This window comes from Helicobacter sp. T3_23-1056 (assembly GCF_053654535.1).
Map to the genome: position 1 here is coordinate 77,220 of NZ_JBSIUU010000005.1, position 13,294 is coordinate 90,513.

Below are 13,294 nucleotides of genomic sequence, written 5' to 3' on the forward strand. Positions count from 1 at the left end.
AACTAGCTGTTTTTAAAAAACTCTTTAAATGCCTGCTCTAAGTTGATAGGATTTTGCTCTCCTTGTCGGGTAAAATCCGCCACAGATTTATGCGCTAGCACACTGCCATACGACAAAAATATTGCCTCATCTAAAATCTGCTCAACATCATAGATTAAATGCGTGGCAATCAACACAGATGGCTTATATGGCTTTTTAGCGACATTTATGCTATTTGTATCATTGCTAGATTCTAGGTTAGTTTGGATAGGTTGCAAAGCGGATTGCTCACTAGATTTTGCGCTAGAATCTAGGCTAGATTTTGTGTCGCTTGTGTCGTTTATGTCATTATGTGGCTTGCAATATTGCATTATAAGCGAAAAAACCTCTTCTCTTGCCACAGGATCTACCCCTGCTATTGGCTCATCAAGTATATATAGTCTTGCCTTCCTAGCGAGCGTCAAAAGCAATGCCACTTTTTCTTTATTGCCTTTTGAGAGGGTTTTTAGCCTAGATTTTGTATCGATTTTTAGTCGTTCGCTTAGCTCCCCCGCTCGCTCAATATCAAAATCATCAAAAAAATCCCCAAAAAATCCAAATGCCTCTTTTAGATTCCAATGCAAAGGGATATGATTTTTATCAGGCAAGTAGGCAATATGTGATTTTGCCTTATCGCTTATTTTTTCTCCCAAAAATCTAACCTCCCCGCTATACTGCCTAAGTAGCCCTAGAAGCACTTTGATTAGGGTGGTTTTGCCACTGCCATTTGGACCTAAAAGTCCTATGATTTTGCCCTCTTGCAGATTTAGGCACACGCTTTGAAGCGCTAGCTTTTTGCCATAATATTTTGTCAAATTTTGTATTTCTAAAAGCATTTTTTCTCCAAATGTTTTAAACGATTTTGCGTATAAGCAATCCAAAATGTAGCAAGTAATGAGATTTTGTTTTGGCGTTTTTAGCGCGCATTATAACAACTTTGCATTAAACGCACAAACAAAAACATTCTAAAATATGGATATAATGCGCCAAAAATCTATCAAAGGCTTTTTATGCAAATATGTCTAATAAATGAGCTAGAATCTAACCAAAACAATACACACCCCCAGCATACGCCACCAAACAAAAAACAAAGCCAAAATCTAACCCCCATTTTTTTGCAAACAGCACAAAAAATCCGCCTTGATGAATATCTCGCCAAAACCTTGCAAACAAGCAAATCTCAAATCACAAATCTAATCAAAAAAGGGCTAGTGCGACTAAATGAAAATCCTATCAAAAAAGGTGGAATCTACCTAAAAGAAAATGACAAAATCCATATCAAAAATCCAAACAATCTCACAAAAAAAGACGCCTTAGCCCAAGATGTAAGCCAAAAAGATACTTTAAGCAAAAAAGATTCTGCGTATTTTGGGGTTTTTGGCGGGTTTGACGAGTTTGGGGAGTTTGTAGAGTTTGGAGGGGATTTAGAGATTGATAGAATCTATGAAAATGATAATTTTTTGATTTTAAATAAACCGCCGTTTTTGTGCGTGCATAGCGCACCTAGCCTAAAAGAGCCAACCCTAGTTGATTGGCTAAAAAAGCAAAATATTATGCTATCAAACATCGCAAGTATCGCGGGAGAAGAGAGGGCTGGCATAGTCCATAGGCTAGATAAACAAACAAGCGGGGCTATCATCATCGCCAAAAACAACCAAACACACGCCATTCTAAGTCAAAATCTAAAATCAAAAAATATCGGGCGATACTATCTAGCCATCATAAATGCCCCACTAAAAGAAAAAATCACCATTGAATCAAAAATCGCTCGCCACCCCAAAAACCGACTAAAAATGGCAAATATTGATAGCTTTCACAATGCCTCTAAAAATCTATTAGAATCCGCTCGCTATGCCAAAAGTGAATTTGCCCCTTTGCTATGTGATGAAAAAAGCGGGATAAGTCTAATCGCTGCCAAACTCCACACGGGGCGCACTCATCAAATACGAGTTCATTTAGAAAAAATAAATAGGCATATTTTAAATGACACGACTTATGGTTTTAGCACCCAAAAGATTTTGCAATTTGAAGCATTGCCAAGAGCGTGCAAAAATATGCTTTTAGGCAAAATCAAAGAGTGTGAAATAAAAGCAGGGGAGCTAAACAACAAAGAATCAAAATCAAACAATGATTTTGCCAATTTTATCCCGCGAGTGTTTTTGCACGCATATTTGTTGTATATGCCTTTGGAGCTATTGCAAATGTGCGACTACGCAAAATCTAGCACACTAAAATCTAGCATAAAAAATGCAGATTTTTTCGCAAAATCTAGCACACAAAAATCCCAAGTTTTTTGCGCTAGTGTTTTTGATGATATGCTACAATTTTGCGTAAAAATTTTTGGAGAAAGGCAGTTTGATGAAGCGATTAGGATACCTCGCATTTTACGCGCATTTGATGAATCTTATGATGGGCATTTTGATGAAAAATCTAGCCAAAATTTACACAGCAATTTTTTGTAAAATGACACACAAATATAAATATAAATTTGCGTTTGTAGCGTTGATTTTTGTGGGGATTTTTAGTGGCTGTGCGGACAAAACACAATCGTTTAATTTTCTAAGCAAAGAGGAAAAAATCGATGAGAGTTTGCCAACGATTTTGTCCCACAAAATCCGCTACATAGCCGATGTCAGCTCCATAGCGTTTGAATGGGAGTTGCTAGAAAATACCAATATCAAAGGCTTTGTGCTGTATCAAAACAACCAAAATGGTAGCACCAAAAAAATCGCCACTATAAAAAACCCAAATTCCACGCATTTTGTGCTAGATTCTCTACTTCCAGAGACAGAATATTCATTTCAAATCGCTACTTTAGGGCATAATAACGCTACTTCTAAAAAATCCGCCCCCCTAGTGATAAAAACCTCTTTTATCGACCCTATCGAAACCGTCATCGCCTCGCAAAATAACCCAAAACAAGTCAAACTCATTTGGAGTCCTCACCCAAATCCTAGCATTACGCGCTACATTATCCAACGACAAAATCAAAAAGGAAAATTTCTAAATATCGCCACGGTAAAAAACCGCCTGCTAGTGGAATATTTTGATGAAAATTTAGATGATGAGACAGAATATGTTTATCGCGTAGTAGCCCAAGATATTAACGGAATCAAATCCACCCCTAGCCACATTACAAAAGGCAAGACTAGGGCAAAACCACCGATGATACAAACCCTAAAAGCAAGCAATGACAAACTAAAAGAAATCACACTCACTTGGGAAGCTATCGCAGGGGCAAAAACTTATGAAATCTATGCTTCAGGCGATGATGGAATCACATACAAATCCATAGCCAAGACACGCAAAACAACATACGCCGAAAATGTAGAAAAATTCCAAAAAAGCCAGAGTTTCAAGCAGGGCGATAGCGGGCTAAAAAGATTTTATAAAGTCATAGCTATCGATAAAGACGGCGTAGCAAGCAACCCTCCACAATACCCAGCCATAGGCTACACTCTCCCTCCACTGCCCACTCCAGTAGTGCAAAAAGCCAGCATAGAAGATGAAAAAGCCATCATACAATGGGAAGTGATAAACCTAGAGAGAGTCAAAGCCTACTCTGTATATCGCCGTGAAAATGGCAAAAAATCAACGCAATTACGATTTGCCAACACGACAAATACGACTTTCACCGACAAAGAAATGCAAAGGGGCAAAAAATATACCTACCAAGTCGTATCCGTAGATGAGGAGGGCAATGAATCCTTGCCAAGCAAAGAAGTCTTGCTGATGATAGAATAGATTTTAGAGTAGATTTTGTAAAAAAAGCTTATGCCACATTTTCTAGCCACAAAACAAAAATCTAGCGCATTTGGTGCATTTAGCAAGAATCAAAGCGCGGGGGGAAATGCCCCGTTGCTATGCTTTAAGCGCGATTTAGAGAATCTTTTAGATTTTGATAATATTGATAAAGGCGATAATTTTGATAAAGGCGTATCAAAAAAATCAAACAATGATTTAGCACAAAATCTAGCAAAAAGTGATTCTAGCTTAAAACAAAATCTAGCCATATATCCCAAACTCCATAGCCTAAAATCTAACAAACTAGCCCTTATCCCCATAAAGACGGATAAGACGATATTTTTCCTGCAAGAAATAAAGCGCGAAAATGACTTGCTCATAAATGGACTAAAAATCACTCGCCCAACCCCTGTGGAGTGCCTAAAATCAGCCCTTCGCAGCATAAGCCAAGACTACAAAACCATATCTCACAACCTACACCCAAACAAAGTATATGCTAACTCGCAATTTTTACTAAGCCCAAAAGAGTTGCTAAATCGCGTATTTTATGCAAAATCTAACACACCAAAATCCGCGACAAAATCGCCAAAACCTAACCCAAAATCTAGCGCAAAATCAAATGCAAAATCCCACACAAAATATTGGGCAAAATATTGCGCAAAAGATTTTGCAAACGATTCTACCAAACCCCCCAAAATCTATTTAGAAATCGGCTTTGGAAGCGGTAGGCACATACTTCACCTTGCCAAAAATAACCCACAAGATATTTTTATCGGGCTTGAAGTGCATACGCCATCCATCGAACAAGTGCTAAAAAATATCGCCCTGCAAAATCTACGCAATCTTTTTATTTTGCATTTTGATGCAAGGGTGCTTTTAGAAGTGTTGCCACCAAATAGCCTAGATTGCATTTTTTTGCATTTTCCTGTGCCTTGGAATGACTCAAAAACGCGCCGAGTGTTTAGCGCGCATTTTTTAGAGCTAGCGTTGCGCGCTCTAAAAAAAGATTCAATTTTGGAGCTAAAAACCGATGATGAAATCTATTTTAAAGACGCCATCACTTTGTGCGAAAATCTACCCAAAAACGCGCTAGATTTTGTCGCCCAAAACGCGCAAAATGAGATGAATAATGAGCAAGAAAATATTATTAGCAAGTATGAAGCGCGTTGGCGTAGGCAAAAAAAAGAAATTTTCACGCTACAAATCAAATCTTTGCGCAAAAATCGTGCGATTGTTTTAAAATGCCGTTTTCATTTTGACAAAAACTTGGTAAAATCCGTCTTGACAAAACAGCCAAGACTAACAAGCCTAATCAATCATAAGCAGGTTTTTGAAAATGGATTTTTGCATATTAGCGATATTTTTGCTAGCAGGGAAATGCAAAAAATATCCAAAAAACCAAAATCCAAACAATTAGCCAAAAATAGACTTGCTTTTATTGTAAAAATGGGGGATTTTAGCCAGCCTACAAGTTGCGTAATCGTATTTGAAGAATGTGGCAAAAAGACAAAGGCTATCTATCTAAAAGAGCCTCCCCTCCCCACAAAAGCCACCATACAAGCACATAAACGATTTGTAAAATTATTGGAGAAAATATGAGCGTAATCAAAGCAGAGAATCTTACCTTAGGGTATCAGCGCGAAGAGCCTGTCATCGTAAATGCAAATTTTGAAATCCGCCACAAAGATTTTGTATTTGTATCAGGTCCTAGTGGTAGTGGCAAAAGCACTTTGCTTAGCTCACTTTATGGCGGGCTATTGCCTATGGGTGGGAATCTATCCGTCCTAGATATAAACCTATCCAAACATAATCAACGCTCCATAGATAGACTAAGGCAGCGCATAGGCATCGTTTTTCAAGACTATAAACTAATCGAGGAATGGAGCGTAGAAAAAAATATCGCCCTGCCTATGCACATAAATGGCTACAAAAAAGACGCGATTCACACCCAAACCGAAAAGCTACTAACCCACATAGGACTACTCCACAAAGCAAACAAACGCCCGCTAGAGCTAAGCGGTGGCGAACAACAACGCGTAGCTATGGCGCGCGCTATCGCTCATCGCCCGAGTTTGATTCTAGCTGATGAGCCGACAGGCAATCTTGATGATTTTTCAAGCGATATGATTTGGAGCTTGCTAAAAAGTGCCAATGAGCAATTAGAAATGACGATTATGGTGGTTACCCACCGCGTGCCTGTGCGGATAAATATCAACTATCGCCATTTGATTATTGATGGAGAAAGGAATGCAATCTATGAGCAACATTAAACAACATTTCTTTTTGATTTTGCCTTTGGTGGCTTTGCTATTTGCGTTTGAATGTTTTTTGCTAGTCTCTCGTGCCGTAGAGACCAAAGAGGACAAACTCTCTCAAAACTACTCCATAGTCATCGCAAGCAAACAAAAACTAAGCCTAGATTTTATACGACAAAATATCCCCGAAGCGATGTCAATAGAGCCAATCGACCCTAGCTTTATACTAGATAAAATCCGCACAAATATGAATAATGATGACTATGAAAATGTCAAAAAACAGCTCTCCCTCTACTACACTCTAAAGCTAGAATCTTTCCCCAACCTAAAACGCCTAGAAAAAATCCAAACCACCCTTGATAAAATGCCAAATATCATTAGGACAGAATCGTTTAGCAAGACGCACAACCAAACTTATCGTTTATTGTTTTTAGTCAAATTTAGCACGCAACTTTTTGCCCTTCTTATTGCGATTTTAAGCCTACTTTTGATGACAGACCAAGTTCGTATTTGGCATTTTGAGCATAGCAAGCGCATAGAGATTATGGGCTATATGGGTGCAGGATTTTGGCTAAAAAATCGCTTTTTCTTTAGAAATGCCATTTATGACGCGCTTATCTCTACTTGCATTATTATCATATTGTTTTTGTATGGTGCAAACACCTCTATGGCAGAAGATATTCGTCAAGCCCTAGAATTGCCAAAAGAAATGTTTGCTTTTGCGATAGATTTTGGGATTTTGCTTGTTACTTCGCTAGTAGTTTGCCTTGCCTCTGTGATTGTCGCTATAATGCTACAAAGGCGTGCATAATGGCTAAACCAAGATTTTGCTTTAGGCTAAGTGCGTGCGCGCTAAAAACGCTTATGCTAGTTATGCTAGCAAATGTGCTAAATCCACTTAATGCAAGTCCAAAAAGTATAAAAGACATCGAAAAAGACATACAGGACAACAAAGCAAAACTTCAACAAAAAGCCCAAGCAGAGCGCAAAATCTCTAGCCGTCTAAGCACGCTTGGAAACACCATAAATGAGCGCAAAAAACAAATCACAAAATTGCGCGAGCAAATCACATTTATCCAAAAAAATATCAACCAAAATCAAAGCCAAAGCCAAAATCAAGAAAAAAGGCTAGATGGCTTACGCAAAGCCCTACGAACGCTTGAAGAAGAAAAATCAAAAGTCCAATTTTATATCGCAAACCTCATCATAAAAGACTTAGCATTTCAACTTGTGCTAGACAAACAAAGCATCATCTCACCAGATGATGTCATACTTGAAGATGTGTTTGAGATTTTGACAAAACAGACAAAAGAAAAAATCGTAGTTTTAAGCGAAAAGCAAGGCAAAATCGCCGAGCAAATCGGCTCTATCACCAAAAATATCGATGAAATCACACATCTAATCGGCACACAGCAAAATCGCAAAGAACAACTACAAAAAATGATAAATGAACAAAATCTACTAAATGAAAAACTCCAAGCCGAGCTAAATGACTACAATGAGCGATTGTTGCAAATAAGCAAAGAGCGAGAAGGCATAGATAACATACTCCAAGAGCTAAATATCATCAAAGCAAAAACACAACAAGAAATACAAAAAGAGAAAGAAAAAGCCCTAGCCGCAGAAAAAGAACGACAAGAAAAAGAAAGAAAAGAGCAGGAAAAACAAGCCAAAGCCCAGCAAGGCACTACCCCGCCTCCACCACCTCCCGCTACAAAAGAAGCCCTCAAAGTCTTGCAAGTGGCAAGTAGCTACAAAGATATTCCCGTAATCAAATACACAGGAGCAAAGACAATATCCCCGCTTGAATACTACACGGTGGAGCAATCTTTTGGCTCTGTGTATGACCCTGTGTATAACAATAGATTTTTTCATCAAGATGTAAAACTTTTATCCAAAGTCCCAAATGCAGTGGTGCAAAATATCTTTGAGGGCAAGGTAATCTATGCTAAAGAGCATTCTTCAATGCTAAAAAAAGTCGTAATCATCGACCACGGAAATGATTTTGTTACGATATATTCACATCTTGACAAAATCGCCCCCACGGTCAAACCGGGATTTATCGTAAAAAAAGGCTATACCATAGGCAGAGTATCCCAAAGACTAGGCTTAGAAGTAACCCAAAAAGACAAACACATCGACCCGCTAGAAATTATTGCTAAAAGCAAATAAAAATTTTTTCTAAATAGTCGATACTTGTATTTGTCCTACCAAAATCACTAATAACAAGGAGGTTATTATGGCAGAGTTGAATACTTCACAAGTCTCTACCATTAGAGACACTCTTTATAATATGGCTAGTTCTGCTGGAGAGGCGCGGGGAGTGGATACCGTGCGTGCTTCAAATCTGCGTGCTGCAAGCGCACAGCAAGATGAAAAACGCAAGATTCAGCACGAAGAAGATGTGGCACACACTAAGCAGGATTTAGTCAATCTTAGCAAAGAGATGAATCAAAAAATGCGTGATATTGGCACAGATATAAATTTTAGTTATAGCGAGGATATTCGCGGGCTTGTCGTAACGGTCAAAGAGCCAAATAGTGGCAAAATAATCCGTGAAATCCCTAGCCAAGACGCCATAGAGCTAGCTCGAAAGATGAATGAGACTATGGGACTTCTTTTTGATAAAGAAAGCTAGGATTAAGCAAACGCGATATAATACTTTTTGCTAGCAGACAAATCAAGCGTTTTAAAACAATTCAAGCATTTGAAAATGTTTTGTAGCTGTTTTTTGGCTGTTTTTTAGCCGTTTGTAGCAATGTTTTATAACGATAAAATTTATGCAGAATCTAAATTAGGTTTTAACCAAAATCTATTTTAGATTCCACGCCAAATCACGCTAGATTGCATACACTTCTTATGCCCCTTTCCATACTTGCTTTTATACTTGTTTGATTATCTTTCAGTTATTGCAGTGATTAAGACGCATTTATGATTTTGCATTTGTTATTTTTGGTATTTATAGATTTCCCAAATCCTATGAAAATCTTTTAAAAATGCTAGATAAAATACAAAATCTAAGCTTTTCAAATATTTGCATTTTAAATCTTAGGCATTTTTACAAATTAGCGTTTCAAATACAAGCATTTAAGGATAGCAAATGCAAAAATCCAAAATCCACGACAAACAACCAACCAAAACCCAAAATCTAACCAAAAAAATCTTTTGGCTAAATTGCCTAGTCCTAGTCGCCATCACGATAAATCTACGCGCCCCAATCGTATCCATAGGACCCATAATCGAGGATATAAAATCCATCTATGGCATAAATTCCGCATTAGGGGGGCTTCTTACCTCTTTGCCTCTTATTGCGTTTGGGAGCATTAGCTTTGTGGTGGCATATTTTTCGCCCATTCGCGCACTTTTATTAGGCTTAGCACTTATCGTGCTAGGCGAGATTTTGCGCGGATTTGTCGGGGCGTATGGGCTATTTTTGGGTATGGGATTACTTGGCTGTGGAGTAGCGATTGCAAATGTGCTTTTGCCTAGCTTTGTCAAAGAAAAATTCCCCCAAAAAGTCCCAAAAATGATGAGCATTTATAGCCTTTTTCTAAATCTATCTTCAATTAGCGGAATCTTACTTGCCCTGCCCTTATTGCATTTGTTGGGTTTAAAATTATCGCTTCTTTTTTGGCTTCCTTTTAGCATACTAGCATTTGTGCTATACCTGCCTCATATTCGCAATGGTAGGATATTTCGCACGCCTGCTAAAAAGCTAGATTCTACCAATCTTTTCACGCACAAAAGCGCGATAATCATCACATTATTTATGGGTTCTCAAAGTTTTATTGCATATTCGATGTTTGCGTGGTTTGCGCTTATAGTAAGCGAAAAAGGATTTGGCAGTGCGTTTGGCGCAAATATGCTATTGCTATCTCAAATCGTTGCCGTGCCTGTGGGATTTTTTGCCCCTTTGATTTTAGGTAGGCTAAGGCTTTGCTATCGTCCGCTATATATGGCGATATTATGCGGGCTATATATCATAGGTTTTATTACCCTGCTTTGTTTTGATTCTAAATCTAGCGTAGTTTTTGCTAGCATTTGCATAGGTGTGCCTATGGGTGGGGTTTTTGCCGTTGCGCTGTTGTTTATTTCTACCAAAAGCAAAAATCCACAAATCGCCACAAAACTATCCTCTATGGCACAGGGCTTTGGCTACTTGCTTGCTAGTACTTCGCCTTTTATCTTAGGGGCGTTGCACGACTATTTTGGTGGATTTTATCAGGGGTTATACTTGCTAGTATTTATGGGATTTTTGGTTAGCGTGCTAGGCTTTTTGGCAAACAAAGCAAACACAATAACGACATAAATATCCCAAACAAAAAAACACGCTTTTTAAAAACAATCCCCCATTTAGTCGATAATAGCTTTATCAAACACAAAACAAATAAGATTTTCATACTATGCAAAATCTAAATAAAAAATGGCGTAGATTTTGCTTGCAAATGCGGGATTTTGGCATTTTTAGAATCTGCCTAATATAAAAACTGCAAAACACATAAGGAGTATCAAATGGCAATCGGTAAGATAAACTCTCTAGGTGCGGGAAGCGGGGTTTTAAGCTATGAAGTCATTGACAAACTAAGAGATGCTGATGAAAAAGCGATGGTAAAGCCTATCGAGCGCAAAATGGAGCTAAATGTCGAAAAGCAAAAAACCCTAACCGAAATCCAAACGCTAATCTCTGGCTTGCGCGGTCCTGTAAAAACTTTGGGGGATTATTCAAGCTATTTGGGGCGAAGCACAGAAATCAACAATGACGCCATAAAAGCAAGCGTGGCAAGTGGCGTGCCACCACAAGATATAAAAATCGATGTGCATTCTCTAGCGCAAGGCGATATAAACGAAGTTGGCGGGAAGTTTGAAAGCCGAGATAGCGTGTTTAGCGAAAATGACGCGAAGCTTACTTTTTATACAAAGGGGCGAAGCTACACGATTGATATTTATAGCGGTATGACTTTGGGCGATGTAGCCCAAGCCATAACCGATGCGACAAATGGCGAAGTCATAGGAACGGTTATGAAAACAGGCGGTCCTAAGCCATATCAGCTAATGATGAATTCTAAAGGAATGGGCGATGAGAGCAGAATCTACTTTGGCTCTATGCTCCGCACGGATAATATTTCTAGCAACACGCTTGACTTGCAAGATGGGGATTTGACCCTAACCCTAAAAGACAAAAAAGGCGAATCTAAATCCGTAAATGTAAAGCTAAAAACCGATGGTTTGGGGGATTCTACGCTTGCGCTAAAAGAAGCGATAAAAGAAGCCATAGCCCAAAATGATGAGCTAAAAGATTTGCTAGATAGTCAAATCCATATAGGGCTTGACAAAGATGGCAAAGGGCTTATCATAAACGATGTGCGTGGCAATGAAATCAAAATCGAGGGGGCAAAAGCGCGTGAGCTAGGATTTCGACAAACAAAGACAGATGAAGACCCTATCTATTCTTCAAGCAATGCCGTAAAAGCAGGGAAACTAAGCGGGGTTATTACCATAGGGACGGTTCCGCTTGATTTGGCAAAAATGACGAAAGAAAAAAATTCAAGCGAGCAAAATGCCAAAATCATCGCTGAAGCTATCGAAAATATCGCAGGAATGCACGCCAAAACCGATGGACAGGGGCATTTAGAGCTATACTCCGAAGTAGGCGAAATCCAAATCTCCACAAACACCCCCACAGATAAAAAAGCCCTAGAGGACACAGGGCTTCGCGCAGGTAAGCTCCAAAACTACACCAAGTTGCAAGAATCGCTATTTAAAGTCCGCAATGTCCAAAAGGCACAAGATGCGGAGATTTCGTATAATGGTGCGAGGGTATCACGCCCTAGCAATGAGATAAATGACATCATAAATGGTGTCTCTCTAACCCTAAAATCCACCACAGAAGAAGGCAAACCCGCCATAATCAGCATAGGCAGGGATAATGAAGCCATAATCGAGCAAGTAAAAGATTTTGTCAAAGCCTATAATGAGCTTATCCCAAAGCTAGATGAAAGCACGAGATTTGATGAGGATAGCAAAATCGCGGGTATTTTTAATGGCGTAAGTGATATTCGCTCTATCCGCACTGCGCTAAATAGAGAGATTTCGTATTCTGAACTAGTAAATAACCAACTACGAAGCCTAATGAACTACGGAATCTCCCTAAATGACAAAGGCGTAATGCTACTTGATGAATCCAAGCTAAAATCCCAAGTCGCAACACAACCTCAAGAAACAGAGGAATTTTTCTACGGCTATGAAAAGCAAAACTACAAAGGTGAGGATGTCCATATTGACGGGATTTTTGTCAAAATCGATAAATTTTTGGCTGGTTTGGTCGATGGTAGTGAATCAAGGCTTGAATCATTTAGTTCATCATTAGAGCGCGATGCAAAAAAATTGCAAAAAGACAAAAAAAATGCTAATGAGCTACTTGATAGCAAATACGAAGCGATGGCAAGTCGGTTTGCAGCATTTGATAGCCAAATCGCAAAAACAAAAAATGCGTTTGGCTCTGTGCAAATGATGATAGACCAATCTATCGCTAGAAAATAGCCAAGCCCCACCAAAGACAAAATCCAAAAATAAGGACGCCAAATGAGAAGCAACGCATACGCCCTATACCAACAAAACGAAATCTCTGTGGAATCCCCCGCCAAACTAATCGAAATGCTTTATGAGGGAATCTTGCGATTTTCTGGGCAAATCAAAGTCAATATAGAAAATGGCGACATCGAAAAGAAAATCTACTACATAAACCGCGTAACAGATATTTTCACAGAGCTTTTAAATGTGCTTGACTATGAGCGCGGTGGCGAAGTGGCAGTCTATCTCACAGGGCTTTACACACACCAAATCAAACTACTTACCCAAGCAAATGTCGAAAACAACACGCAAAAAGTGGATATTGTCGTAAATGTGGTAAAAGGCTTGCTAGAAGCGTGGAGGGAAATCCACCCAAATGAATTGGCTTAATGAGCTAAAAATCGCGCTTATCTCTAATGACTGCGATAAGGCAGGCGCGGTGATAGATAGATTCCCTGGCAATGAAGAGCTAGCAAAATGTAGCTTAGAAGAGCTAGAAGAGGCAAAAGAGATTTTAGCCCAAATCATCGAAATGCTCCAATCCCATCAAAATCAAGTCAAATCCCAAATCCTCCACATAAAAGCCGCCAAAAAATTCTTAGAATCTCACTAATCCCACAAAATCTATTCAAAAAATATTTTGCAAAAAAATATTTCACAAAAAAATCTTGCAAAAACTCTCATAAAAAATCACTTGCAAAATCCCC

Annotated in this window: 12 protein-coding genes; 11 read left to right on the plus strand and 1 reads right to left on the minus strand. The window is 38.9% G+C overall.

Annotated elements, in window-relative coordinates:
* Positions 1-2: 2 nt before the first annotated feature.
* Positions 3-854, minus strand: coding sequence for an ABC transporter ATP-binding protein (locus tag ACWIUO_RS03815; protein ID WP_454176596.1), 852 nt, complete (start codon positions 852-854; stop codon positions 3-5).
* A gap of 174 nt (positions 855-1,028) precedes the next feature.
* Here ACWIUO_RS03815 and ACWIUO_RS03820 point away from each other — a divergent pair, with 174 nt between their 5' ends.
* From ACWIUO_RS03820 to ACWIUO_RS03870, 11 genes are all read left to right on the plus strand, one after another.
* Positions 1,029-2,480, plus strand: coding sequence for an RluA family pseudouridine synthase (locus ACWIUO_RS03820; RefSeq protein ID WP_454176597.1), 1,452 nt, complete (start codon positions 1,029-1,031; stop codon positions 2,478-2,480).
* Complete coding sequence (locus ACWIUO_RS03825) at positions 2,377-3,762, plus strand: fibronectin type III domain-containing protein (protein ID WP_454176598.1); 1,386 nt, start codon at positions 2,377-2,379, stop codon at positions 3,760-3,762. The genes ACWIUO_RS03820 and ACWIUO_RS03825 overlap by 104 nt, the downstream gene beginning before the upstream one ends.
* Positions 3,763-3,792: 30 nt before the next feature.
* Positions 3,793-5,361, plus strand: a complete 1,569-nt coding sequence (gene trmB / locus ACWIUO_RS03830; protein ID WP_454176599.1) for a tRNA (guanosine(46)-N7)-methyltransferase TrmB — start codon at positions 3,793-3,795, stop codon at positions 5,359-5,361.
* Entirely contained in the window at positions 5,358-6,032 is a 675-nt protein-coding gene (locus tag ACWIUO_RS03835) for a cell division ATP-binding protein FtsE (RefSeq protein WP_454176600.1), read from the plus strand. Before trmB ends, ACWIUO_RS03835 begins: the two co-directional genes overlap by 4 nt.
* Positions 6,019-6,828, plus strand: coding sequence for an FtsX-like permease family protein (locus ACWIUO_RS03840; RefSeq protein ID WP_454176601.1), 810 nt, complete (start codon positions 6,019-6,021; stop codon positions 6,826-6,828). The genes ACWIUO_RS03835 and ACWIUO_RS03840 overlap by 14 nt, the downstream gene beginning before the upstream one ends.
* Positions 6,828-8,189 carry a murein hydrolase activator EnvC family protein gene (locus ACWIUO_RS03845; RefSeq protein ID WP_454176602.1) on the plus strand — a complete coding sequence of 454 codons (1,362 nt, stop codon included), beginning with the start codon at positions 6,828-6,830 and terminating at the stop codon, positions 8,187-8,189. The genes ACWIUO_RS03840 and ACWIUO_RS03845 overlap by 1 nt, the downstream gene beginning before the upstream one ends.
* A gap of 67 nt (positions 8,190-8,256) precedes the next feature.
* Entirely contained in the window at positions 8,257-8,655 is a 399-nt protein-coding gene (locus ACWIUO_RS03850) for a flagellar protein FlaG (RefSeq protein WP_454176603.1), read from the plus strand.
* 462 nt (positions 8,656-9,117) lie between these two features.
* A complete protein-coding gene (locus tag ACWIUO_RS03855; protein WP_454176604.1) occupies positions 9,118-10,326 on the plus strand; it encodes an MFS transporter in 1,209 nt (402 codons plus the stop codon).
* Between the two features lie 203 nt (positions 10,327-10,529).
* Positions 10,530-12,557, plus strand: a complete 2,028-nt coding sequence (gene fliD / locus ACWIUO_RS03860) for a flagellar filament capping protein FliD (RefSeq protein ID WP_454176605.1) — start codon at positions 10,530-10,532, stop codon at positions 12,555-12,557.
* Between the two features lie 42 nt (positions 12,558-12,599).
* A complete protein-coding gene (gene fliS, locus ACWIUO_RS03865; RefSeq protein WP_454173625.1) occupies positions 12,600-12,977 on the plus strand; it encodes a flagellar export chaperone FliS in 378 nt (125 codons plus the stop codon).
* Positions 12,964-13,200 carry a hypothetical protein gene (locus ACWIUO_RS03870; protein WP_454176606.1) on the plus strand — a complete coding sequence of 79 codons (237 nt, stop codon included), beginning with the start codon at positions 12,964-12,966 and terminating at the stop codon, positions 13,198-13,200. Before fliS ends, ACWIUO_RS03870 begins: the two co-directional genes overlap by 14 nt.
* The last annotated feature ends 94 nt before the right edge of the window (positions 13,201-13,294 follow it).

Bases quoted from the DNA above. Each gene is read 5' to 3' on its own strand.
- trmB (WP_454176599.1), top strand. From the start codon at position 3,793: ATGCCACATTTTCTAGCCACAAAACAAAAATCTAGCGCATTTGGTGCA.
- ACWIUO_RS03845 (WP_454176602.1), top strand. From the start codon at position 6,828: ATGGCTAAACCAAGATTTTGCTTTAGGCTAAGTGCGTGCGCGCTAAAA.
- ACWIUO_RS03870 (WP_454176606.1), top strand. From the start codon at position 12,964: ATGAATTGGCTTAATGAGCTAAAAATCGCGCTTATCTCTAATGACTGC.
- ACWIUO_RS03850 (WP_454176603.1), top strand. From the start codon at position 8,257: ATGGCAGAGTTGAATACTTCACAAGTCTCTACCATTAGAGACACTCTT.
- ACWIUO_RS03820 (WP_454176597.1), top strand. From the start codon at position 1,029: ATGCAAATATGTCTAATAAATGAGCTAGAATCTAACCAAAACAATACA.
- ACWIUO_RS03835 (WP_454176600.1), top strand. From the start codon at position 5,358: ATGAGCGTAATCAAAGCAGAGAATCTTACCTTAGGGTATCAGCGCGAA.
- fliD (WP_454176605.1), top strand. From the start codon at position 10,530: ATGGCAATCGGTAAGATAAACTCTCTAGGTGCGGGAAGCGGGGTTTTA.
- ACWIUO_RS03840 (WP_454176601.1), top strand. From the start codon at position 6,019: ATGAGCAACATTAAACAACATTTCTTTTTGATTTTGCCTTTGGTGGCT.
- ACWIUO_RS03815 (WP_454176596.1), bottom strand. From the start codon at position 854: ATGCTTTTAGAAATACAAAATTTGACAAAATATTATGGCAAAAAGCTA.
- fliS (WP_454173625.1), top strand. From the start codon at position 12,600: ATGAGAAGCAACGCATACGCCCTATACCAACAAAACGAAATCTCTGTG.
- ACWIUO_RS03825 (WP_454176598.1), top strand. From the start codon at position 2,377: ATGAAGCGATTAGGATACCTCGCATTTTACGCGCATTTGATGAATCTT.
- ACWIUO_RS03855 (WP_454176604.1), top strand. From the start codon at position 9,118: ATGCAAAAATCCAAAATCCACGACAAACAACCAACCAAAACCCAAAAT.